Annotated in this window: 26 protein-coding genes; 6 read left to right on the plus strand and 20 right to left on the minus strand. The window is 60.6% G+C overall.

Features of this window, described 5'->3' with window-relative positions:
- The 8 genes from hflK (BUQ73_RS13775) to BUQ73_RS13810 form a co-directional block, all read right to left on the minus strand.
- Window positions 1-1,044 carry a protease modulator HflK gene (hflK, locus tag BUQ73_RS13775; RefSeq protein ID WP_079228425.1) on the minus strand — a complete coding sequence of 348 codons (1,044 nt, stop codon included), beginning with the start codon at window positions 1,042-1,044 and terminating at the stop codon, window positions 1-3.
- Window positions 1,031-2,035 carry a protease modulator HflC gene (hflC, locus tag BUQ73_RS13780; protein WP_079228426.1) on the minus strand — a complete coding sequence of 335 codons (1,005 nt, stop codon included), beginning with the start codon at window positions 2,033-2,035 and terminating at the stop codon, window positions 1,031-1,033. The genes hflK (BUQ73_RS13775) and hflC overlap by 14 nt, the downstream gene beginning before the upstream one ends.
- Window positions 2,032-4,011, minus strand: a complete 1,980-nt coding sequence (gene hflK / locus BUQ73_RS13785) for a protease modulator HflK (protein ID WP_079228427.1) — start codon at window positions 4,009-4,011, stop codon at window positions 2,032-2,034. The genes hflC and hflK (BUQ73_RS13785) overlap by 4 nt, the downstream gene beginning before the upstream one ends.
- 128 nt (window positions 4,012-4,139) lie before the next feature.
- Window positions 4,140-4,430, minus strand: coding sequence for a DUF1330 domain-containing protein (locus BUQ73_RS13790; RefSeq protein ID WP_079228428.1), 291 nt, complete (start codon window positions 4,428-4,430; stop codon window positions 4,140-4,142).
- A gap of 35 nt (window positions 4,431-4,465) precedes the next feature.
- Window positions 4,466-5,020: a pyridoxamine 5'-phosphate oxidase family protein gene (locus BUQ73_RS13795; RefSeq protein WP_079228429.1), complete on the minus strand. Its 555-nt coding sequence runs from the start codon at window positions 5,018-5,020 to the stop codon at window positions 4,466-4,468.
- Between the two features lie 60 nt (window positions 5,021-5,080).
- Complete coding sequence (locus BUQ73_RS13800; RefSeq protein WP_027918865.1) at window positions 5,081-5,785, minus strand: SDR family oxidoreductase; 705 nt, start codon at window positions 5,783-5,785, stop codon at window positions 5,081-5,083.
- A gap of 101 nt (window positions 5,786-5,886) precedes the next feature.
- A complete protein-coding gene (locus BUQ73_RS13805; protein WP_060484430.1) occupies window positions 5,887-6,774 on the minus strand; it encodes a LysR substrate-binding domain-containing protein in 888 nt (295 codons plus the stop codon).
- A gap of 291 nt (window positions 6,775-7,065) precedes the next feature.
- Window positions 7,066-7,482 carry a tetratricopeptide repeat protein gene (locus BUQ73_RS13810; protein WP_237772699.1) on the minus strand — a complete coding sequence of 139 codons (417 nt, stop codon included), beginning with the start codon at window positions 7,480-7,482 and terminating at the stop codon, window positions 7,066-7,068.
- Between the two features lie 113 nt (window positions 7,483-7,595).
- On the opposite strand from BUQ73_RS13810, the gene BUQ73_RS13815 reads away from it, so the two are divergent.
- Window positions 7,596-7,769, plus strand: a complete 174-nt coding sequence (locus tag BUQ73_RS13815; RefSeq protein WP_079228431.1) for a DUF2986 domain-containing protein — start codon at window positions 7,596-7,598, stop codon at window positions 7,767-7,769.
- Between the two features lie 4 nt (window positions 7,770-7,773).
- On the opposite strand, the gene BUQ73_RS13820 is transcribed toward BUQ73_RS13815, so the two are convergent.
- Window positions 7,774-8,037, minus strand: coding sequence for a DUF3077 domain-containing protein (locus BUQ73_RS13820; RefSeq protein ID WP_079228432.1), 264 nt, complete (start codon window positions 8,035-8,037; stop codon window positions 7,774-7,776).
- Between the two features lie 275 nt (window positions 8,038-8,312).
- Here BUQ73_RS13820 and BUQ73_RS13825 point away from each other — a divergent pair, with 275 nt between their 5' ends.
- A complete protein-coding gene (locus BUQ73_RS13825; protein WP_079228433.1) occupies window positions 8,313-8,642 on the plus strand; it encodes a hypothetical protein in 330 nt (109 codons plus the stop codon).
- Between the two features lie 73 nt (window positions 8,643-8,715).
- Here the strand turns inward: BUQ73_RS13825 and BUQ73_RS13830 are convergent, their stop codons facing one another.
- The 5 genes from BUQ73_RS13830 to BUQ73_RS13855 form a co-directional block, all read right to left on the minus strand.
- Entirely contained in the window at window positions 8,716-9,024 is a 309-nt protein-coding gene (locus tag BUQ73_RS13830; RefSeq protein WP_079228434.1) for a chorismate mutase, read from the minus strand.
- A 336-nt stretch (window positions 9,025-9,360) separates the two neighbouring features.
- Window positions 9,361-11,586, minus strand: a complete 2,226-nt coding sequence (betT, locus tag BUQ73_RS13835; protein WP_079228435.1) for a choline BCCT transporter BetT — start codon at window positions 11,584-11,586, stop codon at window positions 9,361-9,363.
- Between the two features lie 786 nt (window positions 11,587-12,372).
- Window positions 12,373-12,831, minus strand: coding sequence for a hypothetical protein (locus BUQ73_RS13845; protein ID WP_079228437.1), 459 nt, complete (start codon window positions 12,829-12,831; stop codon window positions 12,373-12,375).
- A gap of 374 nt (window positions 12,832-13,205) precedes the next feature.
- Window positions 13,206-13,604, minus strand: a complete 399-nt coding sequence (locus tag BUQ73_RS13850; protein ID WP_079228438.1) for a hypothetical protein — start codon at window positions 13,602-13,604, stop codon at window positions 13,206-13,208.
- Between the two features lie 286 nt (window positions 13,605-13,890).
- Window positions 13,891-14,814, minus strand: a complete 924-nt coding sequence (locus tag BUQ73_RS13855) for a LysR family transcriptional regulator (protein WP_079228439.1) — start codon at window positions 14,812-14,814, stop codon at window positions 13,891-13,893.
- 136 nt (window positions 14,815-14,950) lie between these two features.
- Here BUQ73_RS13855 and BUQ73_RS13860 point away from each other — a divergent pair, with 136 nt between their 5' ends.
- The 3 genes from BUQ73_RS13860 to BUQ73_RS13870 all read left to right on the plus strand — a co-directional run bounded on the left by BUQ73_RS13860 (window position 14,951) and on the right by BUQ73_RS13870 (window position 18,299).
- Window positions 14,951-16,081 (plus strand): metallophosphoesterase, encoded by a 1,131-nt coding sequence (locus BUQ73_RS13860; RefSeq protein ID WP_079228440.1) that lies wholly within the window; start codon window positions 14,951-14,953, stop codon window positions 16,079-16,081.
- A gap of 21 nt (window positions 16,082-16,102) precedes the next feature.
- Window positions 16,103-16,978 (plus strand): SDR family NAD(P)-dependent oxidoreductase, encoded by an 876-nt coding sequence (locus tag BUQ73_RS13865; protein WP_079228441.1) that lies wholly within the window; start codon window positions 16,103-16,105, stop codon window positions 16,976-16,978.
- Window positions 16,979-17,195: 217 nt separating this feature from the next.
- Entirely contained in the window at window positions 17,196-18,299 is a 1,104-nt protein-coding gene (locus tag BUQ73_RS13870; RefSeq protein WP_237772700.1) for an MFS transporter, read from the plus strand.
- 359 nt (window positions 18,300-18,658) lie between these two features.
- Here the strand turns inward: BUQ73_RS13870 and BUQ73_RS13875 are convergent, their stop codons facing one another.
- From BUQ73_RS13875 to BUQ73_RS13900, 6 genes are all read right to left on the minus strand, one after another.
- The gene (locus BUQ73_RS13875; RefSeq protein ID WP_079228443.1) at window positions 18,659-19,327 is read right to left on the minus strand and encodes a hypothetical protein; all 669 of its coding nucleotides are present in this window, start codon (window positions 19,325-19,327) and stop codon (window positions 18,659-18,661) included.
- Between the two features lie 244 nt (window positions 19,328-19,571).
- On the minus strand, window positions 19,572-20,576 hold the full coding sequence (locus BUQ73_RS13880) for a GNAT family N-acetyltransferase (RefSeq protein WP_079228444.1): 1,005 nt from the start codon (window positions 20,574-20,576) through the stop codon (window positions 19,572-19,574).
- A 330-nt stretch (window positions 20,577-20,906) separates the two neighbouring features.
- Window positions 20,907-21,536, minus strand: a complete 630-nt coding sequence (locus BUQ73_RS13885; protein ID WP_079228445.1) for a LysE family translocator — start codon at window positions 21,534-21,536, stop codon at window positions 20,907-20,909.
- 53 nt (window positions 21,537-21,589) lie between these two features.
- On the minus strand, window positions 21,590-21,790 hold the full coding sequence (locus tag BUQ73_RS13890) for a DUF1289 domain-containing protein (protein WP_027918854.1): 201 nt from the start codon (window positions 21,788-21,790) through the stop codon (window positions 21,590-21,592).
- 162 nt (window positions 21,791-21,952) lie between these two features.
- A complete protein-coding gene (locus BUQ73_RS13895) occupies window positions 21,953-24,118 on the minus strand; it encodes a methyl-accepting chemotaxis protein (RefSeq protein ID WP_079228446.1) in 2,166 nt (721 codons plus the stop codon).
- Window positions 24,119-24,248: 130 nt separating this feature from the next.
- A complete protein-coding gene (locus BUQ73_RS13900; RefSeq protein WP_079228447.1) occupies window positions 24,249-25,451 on the minus strand; it encodes an MFS transporter in 1,203 nt (400 codons plus the stop codon).
- Between the two features lie 163 nt (window positions 25,452-25,614).
- On the opposite strand from BUQ73_RS13900, the gene BUQ73_RS13905 reads away from it, so the two are divergent.
- Window positions 25,615-26,070, plus strand: coding sequence for a GNAT family N-acetyltransferase (locus BUQ73_RS13905; RefSeq protein WP_079228448.1), 456 nt, complete (start codon window positions 25,615-25,617; stop codon window positions 26,068-26,070).
- Window positions 26,071-26,342 lie beyond the last annotated feature (272 nt).

Consider the following 26,342-nt stretch of genomic DNA (forward strand, 5'->3'; position numbering starts at 1 on the left):
TCATTGTGCTGGCCCCTGCAGGATCATGTGCCCGGCGTCATCTTTGTTGACGGTGGTGACCGACCCGGCGCGCGCCAGTATCGCCGGCACCCGCTCACGGTAGAGGCGCAGCAACAGCTGCGGATCCTGCTGCTGGCTCAAGCCGACGATCGTCGCGGTCGCGGCCTGGGCGCGTGACAACCGCTCACTCGCTTCAGCCTGGGCCACCTGCACGGTGCGGTCAGCGGCCTGGGTGGCCTGTTGCAGTTGCCGAGCGGCATCATTGCGGGCCTTGGCCACTGCCTGCTCGGCCTGCTGGCTGGCAGTGAGCACCGCGTTGAACGCGCTGACGGCCGACCACGGCAACGACGACTGGATGTCGACCCGCACCACCTCGATCCCCAGGCTGGCACCGGCTGAACTCAGGCGGGCCAGGCTGCCATTGATGCCGTGCTGCAGGTCACCGCGCAGCCGCTCGCGTTGATCGGCCAGCCCGGCATCGCCGCCGACCAGCTCCGGGCGTGCGACCAGGATGGCATCCATGTCGCGCGAGGCGCAGATCTGCACGGCGTTACGCTCAACCAGGCGGTCCAGCGCCGGTTGCACATGTTGGCCCTGGCGTGCGTAGGCGTACGGGTCACTCACCGTGTAGAACACCCGCACGTCCAGCTGCACAGCCCCGGCATCGCCAGTCAGCAGATAACCCGAGCCTGCCGTGGCATCGCTGGCCAGCGCGCCGTCCTTGTCGGATTTCTGCGCAAGCTCCGAGCGCAGCAGCAACTCGACCCGGCGTTCGGTCACCCGCGCTGCCGAGGGCAACATCACCACCTGCTCGAAGGGCTCAGGCCAGGCCAGCAACAAGCCTGCGTTCTGGATGCGCGCCTCGGCCCCCAGCCGCAAGACCACCGCACGGTTTTCCGGCCCGACCTGACGCACATTGCCAAACAGCCAACCCACTGCCGCCAGCAGCGCCACCGCGTACAACGCCAGAAAGCCTATACGCCCTGCTTGCAGCCAGGGGCCAGTGGGCAACCTGGCCGACACCTGTTGCTCACGGCTGGCCATGGTCAGCCCCCGCAGGCAGCACAGGCCCCTCGACCAGGGCGCGGAACGGCGCTGCGTCGGTGCGCAACACCAACCGCGTGCCGGGGTTGATGACCGAACCGAGGGTATCGAGCGAACGCAGCAAGGTGTACAGCTGCGGCGCACCGGCATAGGCCTTGCCGTAGATGTCCGCCGCCTGCACTTGCGACTGCGCCTGGATCTGCGCGGCCTTCACGCTCGCATCGGCCTGCAGGATCCTGGCATCGCGCTCGGCCGCCGACTGGATCTCGGCCGCCTTGCGCTTGCCTTCGGCAGTACGCTCGGTGGCGATGGTCTCGCGCTCGGCGCGCATGCGGTCAACCGTGGCTTCAAGGGTGACCTTGGGCAAGGTCAGCCGCTCGATGCCCACTTGCACCACATGCACCCCATAGCTGTTGATCAGTTGCTGCTCGATCTGCTCACGCAGGCGCTGCTCGAAACCATCGATGCGCACCCGGCTGGCATCGACGTTGACCAGGTCGGCCAGTTCGAAACCGCTGGCCGTGGTTTCCAGGGCCGAGCCCACCAGGGTGCGGATTTGCCGCGCTGCCTCGTCGGGCTGGTTCTGCACGGCTCGCATGAACAGCTGGATGCTCTGCGGGTCGGCTGCCACCTGCCAGGCGACATAGGCCTGGACGATGATGCGCAGGCCATCCCGTGTGCCGACATCCTGCAGCCCGCTGGAGGTGGTGCGCAGGCGCAGGTCGACCGGCACCGCGGCCTCGAACGGCACTGGCCAACGCCAGTTGAGCCCGGGCTCGATCAATACCCGCGACGGGTTGCCAAAGCGCGTGATGACCGTTGCTTCGCCGACACGAACCTGCACGAAACAGGCTGTCGCGGCCATGATCAGGACCAATAGCAAGGCGATCCCGACACGCAGCCAGGCGGGACGGGCACGGTCGTGAATGTCGGCATGATCGTGATTGTGGTCGTGGTCGTGGTCATGACCATGGGCGGTATGGGAACTCACTGGTTACGCTCCTGGGTACGGCCGGATGCGGGTTTCGGCTGCGAAGGGTCGATGGGCGCTGCAAAGCTGCGCAGGTCCAGGGTCGGCGCCTGGTTCGCCGTCAGGCGGTGATCGATGATCAGGCTGTTCGCTTGCGCCATGCCTTGGGACAGCCGCTCCAGGTACTGTTCGAGGATGAACGCCTGGCCTGCGTGCAGCCAGGCGGTGTGCTCGGCGTCGAAGCGCAATGCGCCAGTGTCGGCTTTGGCCAGTGTTTCGTGGGCTTCGGCGGTGGCCTTGTCGGTCAACGTCGTGGCGCTCTGGCGGGCTTCGTCAACCTTCTGCACAGCGTGCCCGCGGTCACGGGCGACCAGTGCCTGGGCAGTGATCTGCGCCGCCTGCACGGCGTGGTAGGCATTTGCCGCACCGGCTGGCGGGTGGATCGCCTCCACCGAGGTCGCCAACAGCTCCACCCCGGTATCCATGCGGTCCAGGTCGGCCTGCACCGCCTGGCCGATGTCGCGGCCGAGCGCGGCACGTTCGGCGCCCAGCAAACCATCCAGCGAGCGAACGGCAAAATCGTGGACCAGCACGCGGTTGGCAACGCTGCGCAGCAGTTGCTCGACGTCAGCGGTGTGATAGGCCGCCGCCAGGGCGGCCGCGTCGCTCAGGCCGATACGGTAGATGAAACGCACGTCCATGTTGACGATCTGGAACCCCTGACGCCCGCCATCGGCACCGGCAATTACCTGCGAGTTCTCGCTCAGGTGGGTGGCGTCCCACAACCGGTTGGCCGTTGTCGGCGGCGCACCATCGGCGGCCGCCAAGGGTTCGGGGGTACCTTCGGCTGTTGTGGTCGCCAATTCATGGATGATGCTGTTGTCCACCCACAGCACCTTGCCAAATGGCCAGGGCAAGCCAGCATGCAGGCCCGGCGGGTACACCGCCACGGGCTTGCCAAAGCGTTCGTAAACCGCGCGGTTGTTGGTCGGCACCTCGATGATGCCGGTCAGCAACCAACCGACCAGCGCCACCAGCGCCGCCACCGGCAGGAACGCCCGACGCATGAAGGCAAACGCCCATACCTGGCGCAGGTCGATGCCCAGGCGCTGGTGCAGTTCGTCCTGCAGCACGGCCAGGGGCCGCGGTGGCCATTGCAGGAAGTCACCCGCCAGGCTACGTGCCACCAGCGCCGGCTCTTCACTTGGGCGCGAGGGGCGGAACATCGACAGCGCGGCGCGTATCAGCAGTTCGAGCGCTGCCAGGCCAGGCAACACACCAATCAGCACCGCCAGGCGCGCCGGCCACAGCCGCTCGCCGTCAACACAGGCCAGGCAGGCAATGGTCAGCACCTGCACGGCGATGGCCAGCCGCAACGTGGCTGCAAGCGCGCCAGCCTCGGGCCAGGTCGCCTCGCTTTCGGCCATCAGGTGGCGTTCGAGCACGACCAGGCCGAATGCGCAAACGGCCAACAGGCCGATGGCAACCCAGGTCACTTGCCCTGCCACCGTCGGTGTCGGCAGGTCAAAGCGCCAAGCACCCTTGACCAGCAGCAGGGCCAGCACCGCCAGGCCCATAAGCCAGGGGGCTTCTGCGCCAAGCTTGCGCCACTGCCGTCGGCAGCCGTCAGCGACCTGCCGACACCAGCGATCGAAACGGCTGAGCGACTCAGGCTCGACGGTTTCGCCGGCAGAGCGCCAGAACATCAGCGGGACGGGCACCTCGCCCCTGGCAGTGGCACGCCAGCTGGCCACCTGCCAGGCCGACTGGGCGGCGCCCGCCAACAGCAACAGCATTGCGCCATTGACCGCGAGCAGGACCAACCAGTAGGAGTCTGGGCTGAATATCCCGATGAGCCCCTGTATCGCCAACAGCAGCCCAGCTGCCAGCAGCGCCAGGTACATCAGCACCATCAGCTTGCGCGCATGAACCATTGCCCGCTGAAAACGCGGGAAACCATCGAGGTCGGTGGCCTCAGTGTCTAGATCGACTCTCATTAAGACTCCAGGAAATACCAGGCTTCGCAAGTCATGAGCCGAGGGGGCTGACGGCCACCGGCGACGAGCGGCGTAACGTTATAACGACAAATGTAAAAAATTTGTCGCAAAACGTAAAAAACGCTGCGTCAGTTCAAATCGCCCTCGATGATGATCAGTTCACGACGATAGGCGCGCAGCGCCCACGCCTTGGCTTCTGTGTAGGCAGGGTCCTCGTAGCACGCTTTGGCCTGGGCGTAACTTTCGAACTCGACCGCCAGCACCCGCGTACTTGTGTGCGCCTCCACCAATGCCCCCGGCTCCAGGCTTTTGAGCTTCGCTCCGTACTTTTCGGCGATAGGGCCCCATAACCGCCCATAGGCCTGCTGAGCCTCGGGGTCGGTCACCGCAGCCCCCAGGATGATCCAGTAACCTTTCATCAGTCGTTCCTTGTTCCATTGTTGGTCTATCGTTTTCAGGGCGCCAGCCAGGAAGCGTGCCAGTCCCCTTGCCGGCGCTCGAAGCGCGCCCGCTGCTGAACCGGCTGTGCAAGGTCCAGCCACTCCAGTGCCGTCGCCTCGATCTGCATCATTGCAAAGTGCTCGAAGCCATCCACGGTGATTGCGCAAGCGCTTTCAGGGCTTTCAATCACCTGCCCCGGCACAGCGCCATGGCGGAACAACGCCTGAGTCTTGTCACGCGCCGCCCCCCAGCAGCGTTGAAGCTGCCCGGCATCTTTCACCAGGTTGGCCAGCCCCTGCAGGCGGATCTGCATCACGCCGCAAGGGCTCAGTGCGGTCAGCGCCACGCGTGGCTCAGCAGTTATCTGAGCGCACTTGGCCGAGCGCTTGTCCACGTAGAAGTACAACGCACCCGCACCGGCATCGACGCTTCGCAGCACCACCGTGCGGGACACCGGCCAGCCTTGCTGGTCAAGCGTAGCCAGCTGCATCAGCCTGAAAGGGTTGCGTACCGGGCCGACCGGGATTGCCAACTGCGCCCAGATGCGCTTGAGCAGATCGTCCAGCATGGGGAACTCCCTGTTGCATGAAGTGCAGGCCGCAGCAGCGCTGGCTGCGGCCATGGGTAGTCAGACGCTGCGTGTCACGCCACCGTCGACCCGGATGTTCTGCCCGGTGATGTAGGCAGCTCCGTCGCTGGCGAGGAAGGCGATGGTGGCGGCAATTTCCTCGCTGGTGCCATAGCGCTTGAGCGGTACGCTGTCGCGGCGCTGTTCGGTGGCCGGCAGGCTGTCGATCCAGCCTGGGAGCACGTTGTTGATGCGCACGTTATCGCCAGCGAAATTGTCGGCGAAGATCTTGGTAAAGGCGGCCAGGCCCGAGCGGAACACGGCCGAAGTGGGGAACAGGTCAACAGGCTCGAATGCCCAGGCAGTGGAGATGTTGATGATCACCCCACCCTTCTGTTTTTGCATGTACGGCGTCACCAGCCGCGTCGGGCGGATGACATTGAGCAGGTAGGTGTCCATGCCCTTGTGCCAGTCTTCGTCGCTGATCTCCAGGATCGCGGCGCGCGGGCCGTGGCCGGCGCTGTTGACCAGCACGTCGATGCGCCCCCATTTCTCGACCACGGCATCCACCAGCCGCTGCAGGTCTGCAACCGACTGGTTGCTGCCGGTGACGCCGATGCCACCGAGCTCGGCGGCCAGTGCCTCGCCCTTGCCTGAAGAAGACAGGATACCGACCTTGAAACCGTCAGCCGCCAGCCGACGTGCCGCGGCCGCGCCCATGCCGCTGCCACCGGCGGTGATGATTGCCACTTTTTCTACAGACATGTTGCCTCCTTCGATGATGGAACTGCTGTGTTGCAAGTTTCATCACACTAGCAGCCATCCGTTGGACGAGGGAGGCAGGGGAAGTTTGCCTAGCCAGTAGTTTATCTTTCGCCTACCTGGGCTTTCAGCCACCCTCTGACAAGGCCAAGCGCTGGCGCCTCCTTGCGAGGCCATACCAGGTAGAACGCCTTGTCCAGCCTCAGCTGCTGGGGGAACACCTGCTGCAGCCTGCCGGCCGCGATGTCGTCCTTGACGAAGGCGTAGCTGGCAAGGGTGATGCCCTGCCCGCCGATGGCGGCGTCGATGGCCAGCGATGTCTGGTTGAAACGGACATTTTTCGACGTCGGTTTCGGATGATCGGGGAATAACGCGGCCGTGAATTGCGGCCAGAAGTTGTGGCCATCGTGCAAGGCGACATAGCCCTGCAAGGCGGCAAAGCTCTCTGGCGTGCCCATTTCAGCCAGCAATGCCGGGCTCGCCACCGCGACAATGCGTTGCTCCATCAGCAGCTCGACGTTCAGCCCGCCACCGAACGGCGGCTGACCGTAGCGCACCGCGATGTCGACGCCATCGGTCTGGAAATGGGAAAGACGGTCGGTGGCCAGCAGGCGCAGATCGATGTCGGGGTGCGCCTCGGCGAAGTGGCCGAGCCTTGGAATCAGCCACTTCGAGGCAAAGGTAGGTGTCACGCTGACCGTGAGCTGGGATGGTGCCGGGCGCAGCTGCCGGGTGGCTTCGTCGATCATCACCAGGGCACTGCGGATGCTCGCAGCATAGCCACGCCCGGCATCGGTCAGGCCAACGCCCCGTGGCAGGCGCTCGAACAGGCGCACCTGCAGGCTGGCTTCCAGCCCGCGCACCTGCTGGGCGACAGCCGCCTGGGTCACGCCCAGCTCCTCGGCGGCGAGGCGGAAATTAAGCTGACGCGCCACCACTTCGAACACACGCAGCGCATTGAGTGACGGCAACCCGGGGAAACCTGCAGGCATGGGAATGGATTTTCTATCGGCCAAGGTCCCCCGAGGCTACCGCCATCACCGCGGGTTTGGAAGCGTTGCCAGGCCCCGACTAGGGGTATTGTGCCCCCGAGGATGGGTTTCAGGGTTTGCTGCGCCAATACAGGGTGATTGCCACCACATCCACGGCCAGCACAGTCGCGACGACAAAGTACATGAAGTAGTGGTCGTGCATGAGCATCGGCCTATCCCCAACCAGGTCAGGTTTTCTGTGTTGCGAGCAATTCCTGTTCCAATGCGCTGTGCAACATTGATTCGCCGGCGTTACCGGGCCTGATCAGCTACGGATACCGTGCCAGAACCCCGGGCCTTCTGCGCGGCCTGGATCAGTTGGAGGTTGCGATTGCGCAGTGCTGTATTGCTGCCAACCCGCTGGTTGGAACGCACCGCCAGCACTTGCGCCTGGTCATACTGCCCCTGCTCCAGGCGCAGTACGCCCAGGTAGTGCAGCGTGGCGGGGTTGTTCGGCTGGATCTGCAGGGCACGCTCCAGCGTGGCGGCGGCCTGGTCCAGGTTGCCTGCTTCATACTGGCGCGAGGCGGTCTCGATCAGCTGGGTCGAGGCTTTGTTGCTGCGCGCTGGCGCCGAGTAAGAGCCCGCCAGCACGCCTTGGCAGGCGACGGTGCTGAACAACAGGAACAGTGCTGACAGCAGGCGCTGGCTTGGCATGAAGGTGGGCACTCAACAGGTCCGGGAAGCTTCAGGTGAATTCGGCGAGAGGCTACAGACCGGGCCCGCTGCATGAAGTTCCCGAGGTACAATGCGCGACCTATGCTGCACATCAGAGATGGACAATGAACCGCCAGAAAAAACTCAAACAGCTGCTCAAGGCCCACCAGAAGAAGGCCAATGCCAAGCTGGCGCCCAAGAGCAACAAGCCCAAGTACATCAGCAAGGCCGACCGGCTGAAGCTTGAGGCAGAGGCGAATGCCGCTGCCGGCACCGATAGCCCAGACCTGAAGCCTTAGCGGCTCATTGCGTCATGCCCAGCTCGGCATCGTCCATCAAGGCCTTGGCCATTGCACTCAGGTAGTGCGAAGCCCAGATCATCATAGGCTTCTCGTCCATCAGACCGAGGACGGTCAGTTCCCGTACATAGCCCATCAGCTCCGAGGCTGGCTCACGGGCGTCGCGGCACGGGATGCCGGGTTCGATGCGGAACAACGGGTGGGGCTGGTTTTCACCTTGGCAGAAGGTGGTCTTGCCAACGGTGCATGGGGTGTTGTCTGGGGTCATTGTTCAATCTCCCTGAAAACTCCAGTGCCCGGTCCGGCCTCTTCGCGGGCTTGCCCGCTCCCACAGAGATCACCACAGGCCTGAAGGCTTGCACAGTACCTGTGGGAGCGGGCTTGCCCGCGAAGACTTTGGAAAATGGACTACAAGAAAGGGGCAAAATCTGATTTTTTTCAAACAATATGTATAATCCCGCGGCGCCATTTGCACCCCGTGCGAACACCCAAGGACCGGCGCCATGACCCGCGCTTGTTAAAACCAACCGATAAGGACATCCCATGCGTCATTTCAAACTCGTGCTCGCTGCGTTGCCATTCTGTGTACTGGCCGGCTGCGGCAACGATGCCCTGGAAGGCACCTATGAACAAACCACCACGGTGATGGGCATCCAGGGCCCTAAACAGAAAATCGAGTTCTCCAGCGACTACATCATCGCCAACGGCAGCAAGATCAAGGTCGATGAGTGGGAGCGCAAGGATGATGTGGTCGTCGCCCGCAACAAGGATGGCCAGGCACTGATCAACGTGCGTGTGCTGGACGGCGGCAAGCGCCTGGAAAGCGTTGGCGGCAGTGACTTCGCCAAGAATGAGTTTGTGCGAGTCGACTGATCAAAAAGCAAAGGCGCCCCGACCCGCTATCGGGTTGAGGCGCTAACCCGCATGGCGCATTTCTCGACACCCTTCAAGCACCTGAGGCCTCTTGGGTCAGCTTGGCGTGAGCATTCAGCTCTTCGGCGATGAACGCCGAGATCATGGCCCGGTAGACCTGTTCCACAACCGCTGCCGATGCTCCTGCCTCTTCGGCCAATCCACGCACCTTGTCGATAACCTGCTCGACCCGCGCAGGTGCACGCACGTCATCAGTGGTTTTCTTGAAGTTCGCAGCCTGCGTCACCAGCTTGCCACGCTGGGCGAGCAGTGAAACCAGGCTCTGGTCGATGGCATCGATGCGCTGCCGGACTTCGTCCAGAGAAGTGCAAGGTACATCCATTTTCTTGAATTCCTTTTCATGTGCCTGAGATGGATCGTATCCGCAGTGGGTCATGACGGCCAGAAGCGACGTCTGCAGTCGACCCAGTGCTGCCAGTGAATCTTACGCGCCTACAGAGTTCACTGGCGGCCTGCCCTTTACCTGGCCGGCTATGAGCACTATCTCAGTGGCCTCTTTGCGGCAATCGGGGCATGGGCACTGCGAACTCGCCTCGATCAGCTCAACACCCAGACATGGTTGCCTCAGATGAGTGAGCGTACTCGCTGCCATTCCTTCCAGCATTGTTCTGGGGCTATGTCTTCGTCGCTGCGCACGGCCAAAATGCCACGGACAGCATTACGACTGCCTGGGTGTCAACACAGAGGCGGTGGCGTTCTCGCTGGAGAAGACAAGGAACGCCAAGTGGGCCTCATAGCGATTGAGCACATCATCCATGACCTGCTGTTTGGTCAGGCCCATCAAGTCATAACCACCAGACCCCGTCTGGGTGAACACCTCCAGACGGTAATAGACATCGATCTCGCGCGGCATGCGGCCAGTGAACAGGGGTACAGGCGCCTCGACAATGGCGACGTGGTAATGGAAGTCACGGAATCTGTCCATCGATACCCGCAGCAACGGTTCCTCGATACCGCGTGTATTGACCAGGCTTTCCCGGGTGACGTGATAGCCCTGATGGCGAAATTCAGCAACGGCCTCGCCCAACGCTGGCCCGACTGTTCGGTTGAGGTACTGGGTGACCTGGTGCAGCGATGGATACGCCCGCAGGTGCTCGAGCCGTTGCTTCCAGGAGCGCTCCGGAACATGCCCCCCGCTAGCCGCCATCAGGGGCCGGTGCAGCACACGCCCTTCACGTTCGGCACGTTCCATGCGCAATACCTTGTAGAAGGACGCCATCACCAGATAAGCGATGACCGTCACCGGTAGCGCGAAGATCAGCGTTGCATACTCCATGGTCTTGACCCCGCCTGCGACCAGCATCGCCACAGTGAGCATGGCCGTGAGCAAGGCCCAGAAGATCCGCAGCCAGCTCGGGCCGTCATGGGAAGGGTCGGGAATCGTTGCAGAAAAGTTCGACATCACCATCGCCCCGGAATTGGCGCTGGTGAGGTAGAACAGCAAGCCTGACAGCGTTGCCAGACCAATCAGAAACATCGAGCCCGGGAACATCTGAAGCAGTGCATACCAACCCCGCTCGGGGCTGCCCATCGCCAGCGTGGCAAACTCGGTGTTGCCCTGAAGCACCTGGAAAAGTGCGCTGTTGCCGAACAGCGAGACAATGATGAAATCGCACAGCACGGGCGCAGTGACGGCCGCCAGGACGAATTCACGCAAGGTGCGACCTCGCGAGATTCGCGCCAGGAACACACCAACGAATGGCCCCCAGGCCAACCAGAAGGCCCAGAAAAACAAAGTCCACCCCGCCATCCAGCCGGCCCCGTCGGGCTCGTAGGCAAACGTCTGGAATGTACGCGCGGGAAAGGTGACGAGAAACTGACCGATGTTGGACACCAGTGCATTCAACAAGAACGCCGTCTGCCCAGTTATCAGGATGTACAGCATCATCGCCACGGCGCTCCAAAGGTTCAACTCGGCGATCCAGCGGATGCCTCGGTCAACCCCGGAGGTGGTGGCCGCAATGGTCAGTGCTACAGCACCCATCACCAGTGCGATCTGTAATGAGAGGCCCTGTTCCAATCCGAATATCAGCGAAAAACCAACACTCAGCAGTACCACACCAATACCCATCGACGTGGCGACTCCAAACACGGTGCCAACCAGCGCAATGATGCTGATGCCATCGCCCAAGGGGCCGCGCACGCGTTTGCCAAACAGTGGGTAGAGCGCGGCGCGAATCGACAGCGGCATGTCCCACCGATAGGCGAAGTAACCCATTGCCATGCCCAGCAGGGCATACATCGCCCACCCTGCGATGCCATAGTGAAACATGGTCCAGATGACCGCGTCCTGCATGGCCTGGGCTGTACCACCTTCGCCGCTGGGCGGGTGCATGTACTGTACGACCGGGCCGGTGACCGAATAGAACAGCATGTCTATGCCGACCCCTGCGGCGAACAGCATGGCAACCCAGGTCACCAGCTTGTACTGCGGCCGCGAGTGGTCAGGGCCGATGCGCACGTCCCCTTCCTTGGAAAACGCGACCCACAGCACGAAGCCGATGACCAAGGTCATCGTCAGCACGTAGTACCAACCCAGGTTCGTCGCAATCCAGTCGGTGGTCCGCTTCATCGCCGAGCGTGCTGCATCGGGCATGAGGATCGTGGCAATGGAAAACACCAGGATCACCATCGACGAAACCAGCAGGACGCGCCAGTTGATGCACGCCTCGCGATGTACGACCAATTGGTCGTGACCTTTGCTGAGATCACTGCGGGATACGGGAGGATCGTCAGCGTCGCCTGGCCGCCCAGGGCGGCGAGCCGTGCCGCCGACTTTGCTGCGCACGGGTGCTGGCATCGACTTCACACATGGGCCAGCAGTCGTTGAAGTGGTCGGATCATCACCGTTGCAGTGTTGATCCTTGGGAGGTACGAAGGGCATGAGCTTTCTCCTGTTGCGTACTTCATTCAACTCCGCCTGATCAGGCCTGCCTCACAGTAGGAGCGAATTCCATCCATTCGGTTGATTCATGCGATTGCACGCGCGCATGTGCGCGTTTGGGCAGCTGTTCCCAAGGCAGGCTCGCCCGGCGCCAGCGCAAGTGCGTGGGTTGTGGTGGCCAAGCGTGCTGACGCCATGGAAAGCGCATTTGAAATGCGTGGCTCGACCACCTTGGGGTGGCTCAGTCCAGCTGATGAAACGCCCAGCCACGAAAGGGCCTGATGACGGCGATTACACTGATCGTGCGCGCGGGATTGCCGGTTGTGGACCAGGCTCCATTGGCCAGGCGGAAGGCAGACAGCGCAGAAGTACTACGCGTGTCGGCTAGATACACCGCAGTTCAAGCCCGCAGTGTCAATCAAGCGTTTCAACTGAGCCTTGGCTCAATTGAGGGTGAAAACCCTGGGCAGGGAGCATCGCCAGGGTTGGCGCCGTCGCTATTGCCGGACGACGCAGTGGGAGGTGTTCAGGTGGAACCCGCGAATTGTAACGATACAGGCAGTCAAATAGAAGGCTCACCCACAGCTTTCGGTCAAAAGGGGTGGAAAACGTTAACGTTACTGATGAGCTGACGGCTTATGTGACCCTCGAACCTTGTTCATTCGCAGGCCGAACGCCGTCATGTGCCCAGGTTTTGATGAACGCTGGAATTGCGCGAGTGTATGTTGCATTAGCGACTGACCGCCTCAGGGCGTGCAGCGGCCCCTCGGCATTTCATGCCTTGGCCTATATGGCTGCGGCGGCGTCCAGGTAAGCATCATTTCCAATGCCCACTTGGCTCAATATCTGGCGCTTCCCCCCGCCGGCTCGGTCATACTGTTCATCCGCATCCCAAAGCGTAAGGATCTGGTTCGGGAAACAATATTCATAGCTGTTGAACGCGTGCGGGCCAGAACGATCAGCCTCAGCCACCAGCAAGAACAGGTCGGCAGCAGCCAGATTAAAAATATCGACGCCTTTGAATATCACCCTGAAAGTTGCACTTCCCGATACGCCAATGAACATCACCTTCTCGTCGATGTCGTAAGAAACTTGTATAGCACTACTGGAGAAATAATCGAGATGACCACAAGCAGCTTCCAGCGGGAGTTCAATCGCGGCCATTACCTCCCTTGTTTCCATGCGCGTAGCGCCAAGGCGCACTGGACCTATGGCTTGCAATGGCAGAATTTCAAAAGCAGGCAATTAGGGTTCATCCTGAAAGCAGCAAAACTGACTATTAATTGATAGGTCCGAGGGTGGCGGTAGCTGGATGAAATGTAGCAGGTGGCTGTGCGCAATGGGCCGAGAGCGGCCAGCCGCGACTGCCCCCTATCGACCCAAAGCAGACCTTCATCGTCCAGAGCGAATGCCTAATCTGAATGACGACTCTGCTCTGCTACCCGCCAGAGGTTGGAAGAGGGGCTGAAAGGCATACTCTATGTAGCCAGTGCCTAGCCTTGTCCGCCCCTAGTCGATGCGTAGCGGCTGGAATTGCGTCGCGGCCTGCGCAGCTTCCGCTACCACTCCTCGTTGCTGGCCATGGTGTCAGGGCTTCGAAAAATTAGCTTCATAGGCAGTCAATCGACAGACCAGAACAACTCCAGCCTTGAGTAGTCATTCCGTGAACTGCTTGCCATTTCGAAGGTTGCAGTCATATCGTAGTTACCTTCCTCCACAACAAGCTCAACTAAGTCGTATTGTAAGTCCTCTCTCAAATGTTCAATCAGGCAACCTGCAGATAGGACTGCGTGATCCTTCGCTGAATCTTCCGTAGGGTCTCCAAGGGCACCCTGAAAAAATCGAGCCAGATTGTTGAGCTCATCGACATACAATGTATCCTGCATTGATGCCTTCAGAAATCTATGCGCCTGCTTGTAGTCATATTGGTAACGGAACAACAAACCGCCTTCTGGATAAGCGAGGTGGGATGAGTCCGCCAACTCCTTTAGGAAAGCGACCGTTCGACTTGAAAGCATTTTTCCACCGTACAAATTTCAACTGTTCGCACCATTGAGTGCTCCTAGGCACCCCGTGATCAGCATCATACTCGACCGGCATGAACGCATGTTTGATGAGAAGCAGCTTTTGACCGTTTGCTGCTCTCCGCGAAGGGCAGCTTTGGGTCGTAAGCTGCCAGTCGTTAATAGCTGCATCCACCCATAGCAGGCCAGCAATCGGCCATAAGTAGATGCTGGCAAGGCCTTTGGGGCCTCAAGTATTGAATGTTCCCTTGCTGCTGGTGAGCAACAGCTCTACGACTAGCTACCAAGTGGCTGAGTTCGTGCGTAACAAGTCTATTAACTCACGCAGACCTGGAGGCATTTGCCGGCGGCCTGGGTAGTAGATGTGGAATGCTGGCTCAATGGGCGCCCAGTCAGGTAATACGACCTGAAGCTCTCCTCGCGATATGTAATCTGCAATGCGCTCCTCCGGGCAGTACGTAACTCCTCTGTCCAATAGCGCCATCTGAATACCAAGCTCGGTTTCGTTCACACAAAGCTGTCCGGGTACCTCAATCACTCGGTGATCGCCTTCCTTCTCGAAGTCCCAGCGATAGATGACTCCTTGGCCGGTACGAATCTGTATGCAGTTATGGTTCTTCAGATCCTCCGGCACCAGGATCCGCGATGTCCGGTTGAGGTAGCGAGGCGATGCCACTGCAACCCAGCGCAACTGATCGCTGATAGGCACAGCAATAAAGTCTTCAGCGATCGTCCCGCCATACCTGATACCCGCATCAAACCCGGCAGCCAGGATGTCCACCATCCGATCATCTACTGCGACCTCGACTGACACATCCGGATAGGCCTCCAGGTACTTCGGCAGCCACCGATTGAAGAGCAGTCGTGCGCCGTCACTGAGGACGTTGATACGCAGGCGACCTGCCGGACGGTCGCGATGCCGATCTACTTCCGCTAGCGCCCCTCCAATCTCCTGAAAGCCAACAGCCAGGCGCTTCGCCAAGGTCGCACCGGCGTCTGTCGGAGAGACAGTTCGGCTGGTTCGGTTGAGCAGCCTAACTCCCAGGCGGGACTCCAGATTTCGAATCGAGTGGCTGAGCGCGGACGTGGTGATACCCAGTTCAACGGCTGCCTTGGAGAAGCTGCGATGGCTCTCCACCGCAAGAAAGGAGTTCAGATCGGCTAGGTCGGCTCGTGAAAGCTTTGTGGTTGGAAGTAGCGGCATCTGGACGGTCTCTATGTTGAGCCATTCTCAATGATTTATGGAGAAAGCTTAAACAAAGCTGCTCCCTCTACAGAGTACCATTAAACAAATTCAACGATAGTTGATCTGAGCCCCCATCCCTAGAAGAGCTGCTCCCGTGTTTCACGTCTATCTTGTCCTTGCTTACCTATACGTCCTGTGGCGTTTCATTATCCCGTTACCGATCTCGAAGGGCGGACGTGCTTCCCTGGCTGTCGTCCTGCTACTGGTATCGAAGTACCACCTGATTCAGATCTGGGTGTTCGGAACCATGTTCTCGCCCGAGATGCCGCAGTGGGCAGTGTTGGTCGCCGGTTGGGCTTTCTGCTCGTTCGTTCTGTTGTTCGTCTTTGTGGTGCTGGCAGATTTGGCCAACGGCGTTCTGTCAGTCCTGCGGATACGTGCCGCCAAAAAGCTGGTAAGACACAGCAGTCGGTACCTGGCCGCATCTGTCGCCCTTCTTCTGTCGGCATTTGGCGTGTACCAAGCGGCGCAGGTGCCAGGTGTTCGCACAGTGGAAGTCAGGATCAAGAATCTGCCACAAGCGATGGATGGCCTACGCGTGGTGCATCTGACAGATCTGCACATCAGCAAACTTTTCCAGGCGCCCTGGGTAGATGCAGTTGTCAGTCGTACCAATGCACTCAATCCCGACCTGATTCTTATCACAGGCGATCTGATTGACGGGACAACCACTGATCGCAAGCTCGATGTAGCTCCCCTGGCAGGGCTGAATGCCCGCCTCGGCATCATCGGCATTCCAGGCAATCACGAGTACTACTTCAACGAGCTCCAGTGGCACGCCAAGTTCGAGCGCCTCGGCATACAAATGCTGCTGAACGAGCACGTAGTGATTGGGGCAGGCAGCGAGTTGCTGGTCATAGCCGGTGTCACCGACGAAGCCGCCGCTCAATTCGGAATGGCTGGGCCGAACCTGAATGCCGCTCTCAAGGGGGGGCCAGCAACAGCCCCTGTCATCCTCCTCAAACATCGACCAGCCGGTGCAGATCGCTCCGCCCAAGCGGGTATAGCACTGCAGCTCTCCGGTCACACCCACGGCGGAATGATCAAGGGACTGGATCAGATAGGCCGCTACGCCAACGAAGGTTTCGTCTCCGGTGCATACCAGGTCGGGGCGATGACGCTCTACACGAGCAATGGAGCTGGCCTCTGGAATGGATTCCCCATTCGTCTTGGCGTGCCAGCAGAGATCACCGAAATCGTTCTTCGCGTGGACTCGTCCACCTAATCCCAATTCAGGAGATTACCCATGGATCATCCAGCTATTCGCCAAAACAGAGTTGCGGTCATCACCGGCGCTGCAGTCGGGATCGGCTATGCAATCGCTAGTCGCCTATCCCAACTGGGGATGAAGGTCGTTTTGTTCGACAAGGACGAAGCCGCGCTCGATGTTGCAGTACGGTCGCTCTACAACAAAGACCATAGTGCTCAGATAGCTACTGTGACCGGAGATGTGACCTCTCCCAGTGCATTGCAGGAGCTGCTTACCGTAGCCCATGAGCTCGGCGAGGTGTCTTTAGTGGTCAACAACGCTGCCATCTCGAAAGGGGCAGGCCCGTGGAACGACCAAGATCAGTGGCGCAAGACGATGGAGATCAACTTCTGGGCCGTATTGGCAGTTCAGCAGTTGTTCGTCGACCATCTGCTCGCTCAAGACTATCCAGCTGCAATAGTGAATGTTGGCTCAAAGGAGGGAATAACTACTCCTCCAGGAAATACCGCCTACTCCGTCTCGAAGATCGCCGTGAAAGTGCTGACCGAGCACCTTGAGCACGAGCTCCGCGAGCGTACCCATGGCCGTGTATCTGCCCATCTACTGATTCCCGGCTACACGTTCACACCGATGAACTTTCCAGGCATGGCTGCCGACTCCGCAAAGCCCAGCGCTCCATGGTCGGCCGATGAGGTTGTCGCTCGCCTGCTGGAGGGATTGATTCGTAGCGATTTCTACATCTTCTGCGAGGACAACGAAGTCAGTCACGAGTTGGATCAGCGACGCATGCAGTGGAACGCAGACGACCTTATCCACAACCGCCCCGCTTTATCTCGATGGCATCCCGAATATCGCGATCAGTTCAACGCGTACATCTCTGATGTAGCCCCACCGCGCCAAGTCCAAGCGTAGTGAACTGAAGCGCAACACCTTTTTATTGCTCCTTTCCACTGCCCACCCTTTGCAGGTGTGGGCATCTTTTTTCCGAGAACTTTCGATGAATACAATATCCAGCGCTTCACCGAGCCCCTCTGGCAGCTCAGAAATTCACGCTCCGCATGGCGTAGCAACCGCAATCGTTGCCCTCGGGCTTGGAGGCCTTTTCATCGGTACCGGTGAGTTCGCTTCGATGAGTCTCTTGCCTGATCTCGCCGAAAGCACCGGAGTGTCTATACCAACGGCAGGCAGCTACATCAGCGCGTATGCGCTGGGTGTGGTGGTCGGCGCTCCGCTGATCGCGATCCTGGCCGCACGCTCGTCTCGGAAAGCGCTTCTGATTGCCCTCATCGCATTGTTTGCCATTGGCTACGCCGCCAGTGCCGTGGCATGGGATCACTTCAGTCTGCTGGGTGCCCGGTTTCTGGCTGGCTTACCTCATGGTGCTTACTACGGGGTTGCCTGCCTGGTGGCCGCTGCCATGGTGGGCGACGGGCGAAAGGCACAAGCGGCGGGATATGTAATGGCCGGTCTGGCGGCTGCCAACGTGATCGGTGTGCCCGCGGCGACCTGGATAGGCCAGACCTTCGGCTGGAGAGCAGCGTTTGGATCTCTCGCTGTAGCCGGTATCGCCACAGTGTTCTTGTTCTGGCTGTACGTTCCGTCGGTACCTCGTGATCCAAACGCCAGCCCTAAGGCCGAGCTGAGCGGACTCAAGCGGCCATTGATATGGCTGACGCTAGCAACCGCCTCGATCGGCTTCGGCGGCATGTTCGCGGTGTATAGCTACATCACTCCAACGCTCACAGAGGTGACAGGCTTCTCGATCAGCCAAGTACCAATGGTGTTGGCCTTCTGGGGTGTTGGCATGATCGCCGGCAACCTGATCGGCGGCTGGTTAGCGGACCGTGGGCTGATCCGAGCCATCTTCGCCATCATGCTCTGGAACGTGGTTTTCCTAGCTTTGTTCTCTTTGTTCGCTCCGTCGAAAGTCGGGACGCTCGCGATCCTGTTCCTGGTCGGCTGCGGCTTCGCTCTGGTACCCGCTCTACAGGTGCGTTTGATGAATGTTGCCGGAGACGCACAGACACTTGCTGCCGCCCTCAATCACAGCGCCTTCAATATCTCGAACGCGGTGGGGGCGAGCCTCGGAGGGATCTCTATCGCTATGGGGCTAAGCTGGTCATCAACAGGGTGGGTAGGTGCCCTGCTTGCGCTCCTGGGCATCGTTGCGATGGCCATTTCCGTGATGGTGGAGAGCGACAAGAACCACATCGCAGCCAAAGTAATCCCATGATCAATCCGAATTGTCTGCCGATGAGATTCTGGCCATTGCTGCCCTCGACAAAGACCTCCGCTTGGGGCCAGATCCTGTCTTACTCGACTAAGGCTGGGCTTGGCAGTCTCCTTCCGACCGAAAGCCTTCCTCCGCAAATGGCCGCTATGGGTCGATTGCGGTCAGTCGCGACGGTCTGCTTGCGACCCATTGCTACCCTTCGTTGAAGGACACCTATCGACCAATAGTGGTCATTCGCCGTTATCAAACCCGAAGCGATTCAGCTGCCCAGGCCACTCGAAATGCTGGTGTAAGGATGCAGCTCTCCGAACTCCAGAAGCCCCACTAGCGCGGGGCTCAACACAAATGCAAGCACGATGTCAGAACGACTCGACTGGCTTGTTGACTTGCTGAACAAGCTTGTTTTCATCCAGTTTCGGGAAAGAAAACTTGATGATGATGCTGGACTCGTCTCCCTCGCCAGAGATGATCAAATCAGCGCCCCTGATGTTGGCAGGCGCTGAATTCATCAAACCAAGGACGTTGGTGGCCCCCTTGGCCTTGGCCGGGGTGAGCCCTTCAACAAAGGAGTAGGTCAAATCGTTGGCGGTCAACGCAACATTTTCGTAGTTGGTGAGTTTGGCTGTGTATTCATCCTTGTTTTTTGCTTTACCCGCGAGCTCAACGAGATCCAGCACGGATTTCCCGTCAGCGAGCGACACCAGAGTAAATGTTTTTGCAAGGGCGCCAATGGCGCGACCATAAAGGTCACGGTCATAGGGTGCAAACAGCGAAACCAACATCAGTTTGTCACCACTGAAAACCAGGGCCGCTGTGAACTTCTGATCCAGAAAGTCCACATCGTCCAGGCATCGTGCGGTGGCCCCTATGTCAGTTGAACAGTCGTAGTAGCCTGCTGCCTCGGTGTATTTGGAAATCGGCGTGTCATAAGCATATTTTTTGAACAGGTTGTCTTCACCCGCCGCATGCTGCATGCCGGTCAACATCCCCATGGCGGCCAGCGTTGCTGCTAAAACTTTCTTTGACATGGATTCCCTTCCTGAATGAGCACTTAATTGATAGCTATATGCTATCAGTCAGGTATGCACCGCTCAATCCCGCCATGGCATTTGCCATGCGCGGCTGCCACAGGTACAGCGCAGCTTTTGAAGTGTTTCCGCCCAGGGCGATGGCTGCTTCGCAAGCAAAAACACTGTTGTCCCCTGCTGGTCGGGGTACTTGAACAGCGTGCAGGTCAGGAAGTGATTGAAGGTTGCACCTGGGCTAGTCGCATCACACTTGCGCCTGCCCACTCTGGCCAGCTTCCACTTCGATGACTTCGACAAACCCCTCGTGGCTGCTCGGTGGTTCGAACGCAGCCGCCACCGCTTCGATACTCGCCCGTGGCACTTGATGATCCAACCGGCGCAAGGCATTGCGCGCCAACGCCTGCTCCACCGAAGCCCGCACCCAGACCGCCGTGACCGGCACACCATGGCGCGCGGCCAACGCCAGAATTGGCGCGCGGTGCACCTGTCGCGGCAGCGCTGCATCGAAATACAGGCAGCTGCTGTCGCTTGTAGCGGCGAGATGCTGCTTGATCCAGTAGCTTTTCCCCGCTGCCTGCAAGCCCACCACCAGATGCAACGTTACTTTCGACCCTGCGCGCGACAGTGCAGTCTCCAGCGCCTGCAGCGCGAGCCGCCAGGCCTCGGCGTTACGTGGCTGACTGAATACACGCCCACCGAGCGTTTCAAGGTAATCGTCGGGATTGAACACGCGCGTATCGGCTGCTGGGGACGAAGACCAACGATAACCTGTCAGCGGCCATGACTGCCCAGCCAGGTCGATGGACTGCGCAGATACTGCCTGGCCACCGCAGCGCTGATAGAAATGCCGATGCGGGTTATGCGTCAGCACCCGGGCGAACAAACCTTGCCGGCCTGGCGTTTGCAACTGCATCGCTACGGCCAGCAACAGTTGCCGCCCGATGCCCTGCCCTTGCCAGTGCGGCAGCAAATACAAGCCATAGAGTTCGTTGGCCTCATCGGACGCCGGGTCTCGATTCGGGCCGCCCGACGAGAAGCCGACAATCTCTCCCGCGGCTTTGGCCACGTGATACACCACGCCGCTGCTGCCGAACAGAGACTCGTGCCGTTGTTGCTGAGCCTCGATGGTCAACCCGGCCAGAAAGGCTTGAGGCAGGATGCCCTGGAACGTTGCCTGCCAGGCCTTGACCGTCACGGTCGCGATGCTTGCCATGTCTTCTGCGGTTGCCGGCGAAATTAGCACGTTCATTTACACAGCCTGCTGGTTCGGAATCAGGATTGCTACTGCTCAAAGCCGGGGCCGCTTTGCTGCCCATCGCCGGCAAGCGCGGCTCCCACAGGGATAGCGCAGATCTGAAGGCCGGTGATATTCCTGTTGGGGGCCGGCGGCCACAACAGAAGCCTTCGATCAGGCATACAAAAACAGATGCTCGTCAATCAACCGAGCAACTTCGCTGGCATGACTGTTACCCAGATCATGCACGTTTGCCGGAGGCGCCAGGCAGGAACAGGAGTTTTTCAGCGGCAATCTTCATGGCTCAGTCCTTGAGTCAGTGTCGAAACAACGTGGGTTAACGGGTTACTGCCGGCGCATGGTGAGAATCGCCGCACCAAAGCCGATGAAGGTAGTCCCGACGACCCGGCTCACCCAGCGCGACAGTGCCGGCCGGGCCAACACACCTTTGGCCCGTGCGGCCAGCGCGGCATACAAGCTCAGCGATGTCAGCGACAATGCCACGAAGATCCCGGTCAGGGTCAGGAACTGCGGCAGCAGCGCCGCCCCCTGGTCGATGAACTGCGGGAACAGTGCAGTGAAAAACATCGTCGCCTTGGGGTTGGTGACAGCGGTCAGGAACGCCGACTTGTACAACTTCAACGGGGTCGGCCTGCTGACCTTCGCCGCCGTCTGATCCACCAGCATCGGGCCTTTCTTGAGCAATTGACGGGCACCGAGGTAGAACAGGTAACCGGCACCGATCAGCTTGACCGCGTTGAACAGCATCTCGGAACTGGCCAGCAAGGCCCCGAGCCCGAGCATGGCTGCCGCCGACAGGCAAAACAGCCCCGTGCCATTGCCCAGCGACGACCATACGGTGCTGCGCTGGCCATGGTTGAGGCTGTTGTTGATGGCCATCAAGGTGGCAGGCCCGGGGCTTGCGATAGCGATGGCAGCGACCAGGGTAAAGGCGAGTAGCGAGTGGGTTTCCATGGGGCAGGCTCAGGCACGGTGCGGAGCCTGCATCTTACACAAGCGCAGCAGCTTCAGTCGCTGCCCTGGCGCTTGGCGTTCTTCTTGGTGATTGCCTTCATCCGTGTGGCTGCGCGTTGCACGGTGGCCATCTTCTCCGGGCGCTTCATGCCGCGCCATTTGCGGATTTCTTCACGGGTGCGGCCGCAGCTGGTGCACAGCTCGCTGTTGAGCTGGCAAAGCGAGACGCAGGGGTTTTCGATGTCTTTGGCCATGGCGGGCTCCAATCACGGCCGCGGATCATACCCTGTGGGAGCGGCCTTGTGTCGCGAAAGGGCTGCGTAGCGGCCCCAGCAATCTGTGGTACTCCCGAGATCCTGGGGCCGCTGCGCAGCCCTTTCGCGACACAAGGCCGCTCCCACATAGACCGTGCTCGCTCACGCGGCGGCAGCACGCCCGCCATCACTGCTGACCTCGAACTGCCCCACCAGCTTCTGCAGCTTGCTGGCATTGACCTTCACCGTCTCGGCACTGCTTTGCAACACCACGGCCGTCTGGCGCATCTCGCTGGAGGACTGGTTGACCTGCTCGATGGTCTTGCCATATTCCACGCTTCGCCGGTTGAGCTGCTGGATGATCGCGAACATCGCCTCCACTGCCTGATGCAGGTGTACGTTCTCCGAAGAGGCATCCTCGGCCAGGCGCAGGCTATCATCGACGTCCTGTACCCCCTCCTCCATGAAGCTCACGGCCTGCTGTGTTTCGTTCTGCAGGCCTTCGACCATGTGCCGGATGTCATCGGCAGCACGCGAGGTACGTGCGGCCAGGCTGCGCACCTCATCGGCCACCACCGCGAAGCCACGCCCGTGCTCCCCGGCCCGCGCAGCCTCGATGGCGGCATTGAGGGCCAGCAGGTTGGTCTGGTTGGTGATGTCGCTGATCAGCCCGGTGATGTTGCCGATCTGGCCCATGCGGCTGTCGAGCAACTGCACGCTCGACGACGAACGCGCCACCACGTCGCGAATCGACTGGGTGCCAGCCTGCACCGCCAGGAACTGCTCACGGGCGCGGCTGACCACCTCGTCCATGGCCTGTTTCATCTGCTCGGCGCTGACCGAAGCCTGCTGCAGCTCGCCCAGCTGCTCTTCCATGATGATCATCATCTGGTGCACCGCATCAGCCACGTCGGCGCAAGTCCCGCTCGCTTCCTGGCTGCGGCCCAGCATGGTCTGGTTGGTGGCGCCAACCGTGCGGCTGGCCTTGACCACCTGCCCGACCACCGCGTCCAGGCGGTCGATGAAACTGTTAATCCAGCGTGCCATGTCGCCACTTTCATCATTGGCCAGGGCGTTGATATCCAGGCGCTGACGCAGGTTGCCTTCACCCTCGGCAATGGTACGCAGCACCGCGCTCATGCCGTTCAGGCGTGCGGCCAACGGTTTGGGCCCGAGCACGCTGAACAGCAGCGTGGCAGCGACCATGCAGAGCGCTTCGACGGCGTCGTTCAGCCCTTGTGGCAAGCCGGCATAATGCTGCACAAGATAGTTGCAGCCGAACAGCCCGGCCATGGTCGCTACATAGGGCTTCATCAGCCCGTAGCTGAGCGAACGGCGGCGGTAGACTTCTTCCAGGTCAGCTTCGCACATCAACCCCCAGCGGTCTGGCGAGCCGGGCAACTGGAAGGTGACGCCCTTGCCGATCACCGGCACATGGCGATAGTCAGAGTAGCCTGGGTAGGTCACGAACACGTTGGCGCCATTACGGATGGTTTCCCGCACGCCGGGGTGCAGCTCGCGTGTCGATGGGTCGGTGAAACGCAGCTCAAGCTCGGTATGGCGCTGTATCTGCACCGTGGTCCAGGGCGTGTGCACGCCGCCCTTGAGGTTCTCGCCATGGGTGAAGGTGCCGTCCTCGAATCGCGAACGGGACAAGGCCGTGCCGGGCTGGATGGCGCGGTCGAAGTGTGACTGCGCCATGAACAGGTAGTTGTCGCCAGATTCGGCAAAGATATGCCCGGCCTCACGCTGGATCAGGTCACCCAGCACATCGTTGGGCACCCGGCCACAGAGGCAGCCGACGGCTTTGCCATTGTGATTGAGCGGCTGGTAGAACATCAGCGTCACTTCATCGTGGAAACGCGACGATGACGGGCCGATCTGCAGTGTCAGCGGGTCGCTATAGGGACCGTGCAGGAACGGCGCCTTGAGGCCTTGGGCCAAAGCCTGCATCTGATCGATCCGCGCGTTGCCCCGCTGTGCCCAGGTAGAGACGATGACATTGCCGCCGGTGTCGATCACGCACAGCTCGGAAAAGTCTTCAGCCTGGGCCAGCTTGTCGACCAACAACGACCGGTCGACCTCGGTGCCGCCGGGTGCCAGGTGCTCCGCCAGTTCTTCCAGATGCTCCCACTGCTCGCGGGCCCAGTTGTGCAGCAACTGCACGCGGGTCTGGGCGATGGCTTCGAAGGTCTGCTCGACCACCGGGTAGTTCGCGCGATTGAGGCGGCAAGCCCAGCCCATGCTGAACTTGCCGGTTTTACCAAACCAGGGCAGCCAACCCTTCTCATGCGATGACAACTGCATGAAACTGCTTGAAAGCGACATAATTTTCACCATACGCGACATCGGAATGGCAAAGTGACAGCAATTTGCACGCCAACTCGTATGCAAGCTAACTATTCGCGCTGTCCAGCGTTCAACGCGCCTCGCAAGCGCACCGCCATAGTGCGCCTGCTCAGGCGCGCCCCATTACAGGGCGACTGCTCCAGCGCCGCCAGACCAAGCGGCCGAAGGTGATCGACCAATTGGCCAGGGCAATCACCAACAGCAGTTGCAGCAGCGCGGGCAGGCCTGCGTGGACGATGACCTTGCCGGCCAGCAGCGGAAACCCGAACACGCCGACAAAATAGGCCAGGCTGAACAGTACAAGCGACTGCGCGGTCTGCCCGGTGGGTGCTTCGTTGGCCGCAAGGCCGTTGATCACCGAATAAGTCAGGCCATAGCCGACACCCAGTACCACCGCCGCCAGCACGTAGGCCGCCGCGCTGTCGACGCCGTACATGAACATCAGCACCGACACCACCATCAACGCGGTCAGCAGGCAGGCCATGCGGTACGGGTCACGCTTGACGATGAAACCGGCAATCAGCAGCCGGCACGAGATTGCGGCCGACATGAAACCGAGGAAGAACAGCGAGTAGTCCAGTTGCCTGGCGCTGGCGTACGTGGTCTGGAAGCTCGACAACCCACCGAAGATCGCGCCGCCCAGGCCAACCATGAGGATGGCGAAGGCCGCCCTGGAAGACAGCACCGAACGCGCAGCGGCCAGGGTGATCTTGCACACCGCAACGGCGCCGGTTTGCAGCTGCAGCATGCGCGGCCCCATCAGCAGGAACAGCGCGCCACCCAGCAGGCTCGCCCCGGCAGCAACGACGAAGGCCGCCTCCACCGGATAACCCAGTGCCTGCGCCGCCCGCCCCAGCAGCGGCCCGGTACCGATGCCGGTCATCATGCTGCCCGAGAGCAAGGCAAAGTATTTGACCCGTCGGGCCGGCTCGATCAGCATCGCCACGATGATCGGCCCCAGCGTGTAGAACAGGCCCCAGCCAAACCCCAGCAGCAGGCTACACAGCAGAATCGCCGCGCCGAACCCAGGTGCGGCGGCAAAGCCCAGGCAGGCCGCAGCAAGAAACAGCGCGCCACCGGCCACTGCCTTGGGCGCGCCGATCAGGTCGGTCAGGTGCCCGGAGAAGATCACGGCAAGGAAGGTGCTGAGCATCGCGGCAGCTATCACCGAGCCGGCATCGGCTTCGCTGGCGCCGTGTGCGCGCAGCGTCATCGCCAGCAGGAAGGTGGTGCCGTAAGACAGCGAAAGCAGGTAGCTGCTCAGGCAGAAGGTGGCGAACAGGCCGTTGGCAGGTGGGGGGTTCGAGGACATCAGGTATTCCGCTTTTTTATTGATCTGGTTCAGGGCCGATTTCTATCACGGCGTATCGGCCGCTTGGGTACTAAAGCAGCGGAGTAAAGCGTTGCAGACTCATAACTATTGGCCCTGCAGGCTAGCGCAGATTAAGCTCAGGCAAACTTCCGGAGACCGCATCTTGCACTTACCCATCATCCTTCGCAGGGCCGATTTCGCTGATGTCGAAGCCATCACCGAGCTGGTTCGGGCGGCCTACTCGCCCTACATCGCGCGCATCGGCAAGCCGCCGGCACCGATGCTGGATGACTATCGCCAGGTAGTAGCTGATGCCGAGGTGCATGTGGCGCTGAAAGGTGCGCGCATTGCCGGTGTGCTGGTGCTGGAGCGTGAGGGCGACGAGATGCTGCTGGCCAATATCGCGGTGTTTCCCGAGTGCAAGGGCCAAGGGATCGGCAAGGTGCTGATGCAACTGTGTGAAACCCGCACGCGCCAGGCTGGGTGCAGCGCGGTCAGGCTCTATACCCACGAGCGGATGGCCGAGAATATCGAGATCTATCGCAAGCTGGGTTATGTCGAGACTCACCGGGCCGAGGAGCAGGGGTTTTCCCGAGTGTTCATGCGCAAAGCGCTGTAAACCTGCACCAGCCTCTTCGCGGGCAAGCCCGCTCCCACAAGTGACGCGTAACACTCAAGCCATCAGTATTCCTGGGGGAGAAGCAGGATTTTCCGAGTGTTCATGCGCAAGGCTCTGCAAACCTGCGCCGGCCTCTTCGCGGGTAAACCCGCTCCTACAAGTGACGCGTAACACTCAAGCCATCAGTATTCCTGGGGGAGAAGCAGGATTTTCCGAGTGTTCATGCGCAAGGCTTTGTAAACCTGCGCCGGCCTCTTCGCGGGTAAACCCGC

The sequence above is a fragment of the Pseudomonas putida genome (assembly GCF_002025705.1).
Taxonomy (GTDB): domain Bacteria; phylum Pseudomonadota; class Gammaproteobacteria; order Pseudomonadales; family Pseudomonadaceae; genus Aquipseudomonas; species Aquipseudomonas putida_J.

Excerpts from the sequence above, each read along its gene's own strand:
- BUQ73_RS13865 (WP_079228441.1), top strand. The coding sequence starts at position 16,103 with ATGGATCATCCAGCTATTCGCCAAAACAGAGTTGCGGTCATCACCGGC.
- BUQ73_RS13795 (WP_079228429.1), bottom strand. The coding sequence starts at position 5,020 with ATGCTGGACGATCTGCTCAAGCGCATCTGGGCGCAGTTGGCAATCCCG.
- betT (WP_079228435.1), bottom strand. The coding sequence starts at position 11,586 with ATGCCCTTCGTACCTCCCAAGGATCAACACTGCAACGGTGATGATCCG.
- BUQ73_RS13850 (WP_079228438.1), bottom strand. The coding sequence starts at position 13,604 with ATGCTTTCAAGTCGAACGGTCGCTTTCCTAAAGGAGTTGGCGGACTCA.
- hflK (WP_079228425.1), bottom strand. The coding sequence starts at position 1,044 with ATGGCCAGCCGTGAGCAACAGGTGTCGGCCAGGTTGCCCACTGGCCCC.
- BUQ73_RS13870 (WP_237772700.1), top strand. The coding sequence starts at position 17,196 with ATGAGTCTCTTGCCTGATCTCGCCGAAAGCACCGGAGTGTCTATACCA.
- BUQ73_RS13875 (WP_079228443.1), bottom strand. The coding sequence starts at position 19,327 with ATGTCAAAGAAAGTTTTAGCAGCAACGCTGGCCGCCATGGGGATGTTG.
- BUQ73_RS13830 (WP_079228434.1), bottom strand. The coding sequence starts at position 9,024 with ATGGATGTACCTTGCACTTCTCTGGACGAAGTCCGGCAGCGCATCGAT.
- BUQ73_RS13885 (WP_079228445.1), bottom strand. The coding sequence starts at position 21,536 with ATGGAAACCCACTCGCTACTCGCCTTTACCCTGGTCGCTGCCATCGCT.
- BUQ73_RS13815 (WP_079228431.1), top strand. The coding sequence starts at position 7,596 with ATGAACCGCCAGAAAAAACTCAAACAGCTGCTCAAGGCCCACCAGAAG.
- BUQ73_RS13895 (WP_079228446.1), bottom strand. The coding sequence starts at position 24,118 with ATGTCGCTTTCAAGCAGTTTCATGCAGTTGTCATCGCATGAGAAGGGT.
- BUQ73_RS13820 (WP_079228432.1), bottom strand. The coding sequence starts at position 8,037 with ATGACCCCAGACAACACCCCATGCACCGTTGGCAAGACCACCTTCTGC.
- BUQ73_RS13855 (WP_079228439.1), bottom strand. The coding sequence starts at position 14,814 with ATGCCGCTACTTCCAACCACAAAGCTTTCACGAGCCGACCTAGCCGAT.
- BUQ73_RS13880 (WP_079228444.1), bottom strand. The coding sequence starts at position 20,576 with ATGAACGTGCTAATTTCGCCGGCAACCGCAGAAGACATGGCAAGCATC.
- BUQ73_RS13805 (WP_060484430.1), bottom strand. The coding sequence starts at position 6,774 with ATGCCTGCAGGTTTCCCCGGGTTGCCGTCACTCAATGCGCTGCGTGTG.
- BUQ73_RS13825 (WP_079228433.1), top strand. The coding sequence starts at position 8,313 with ATGCGTCATTTCAAACTCGTGCTCGCTGCGTTGCCATTCTGTGTACTG.
- hflK (WP_079228427.1), bottom strand. The coding sequence starts at position 4,011 with ATGAGAGTCGATCTAGACACTGAGGCCACCGACCTCGATGGTTTCCCG.
- BUQ73_RS13800 (WP_027918865.1), bottom strand. The coding sequence starts at position 5,785 with ATGTCTGTAGAAAAAGTGGCAATCATCACCGCCGGTGGCAGCGGCATG.
- BUQ73_RS13890 (WP_027918854.1), bottom strand. The coding sequence starts at position 21,790 with ATGGCCAAAGACATCGAAAACCCCTGCGTCTCGCTTTGCCAGCTCAAC.
- BUQ73_RS13900 (WP_079228447.1), bottom strand. The coding sequence starts at position 25,451 with ATGTCCTCGAACCCCCCACCTGCCAACGGCCTGTTCGCCACCTTCTGC.
- BUQ73_RS13790 (WP_079228428.1), bottom strand. The coding sequence starts at position 4,430 with ATGAAAGGTTACTGGATCATCCTGGGGGCTGCGGTGACCGACCCCGAG.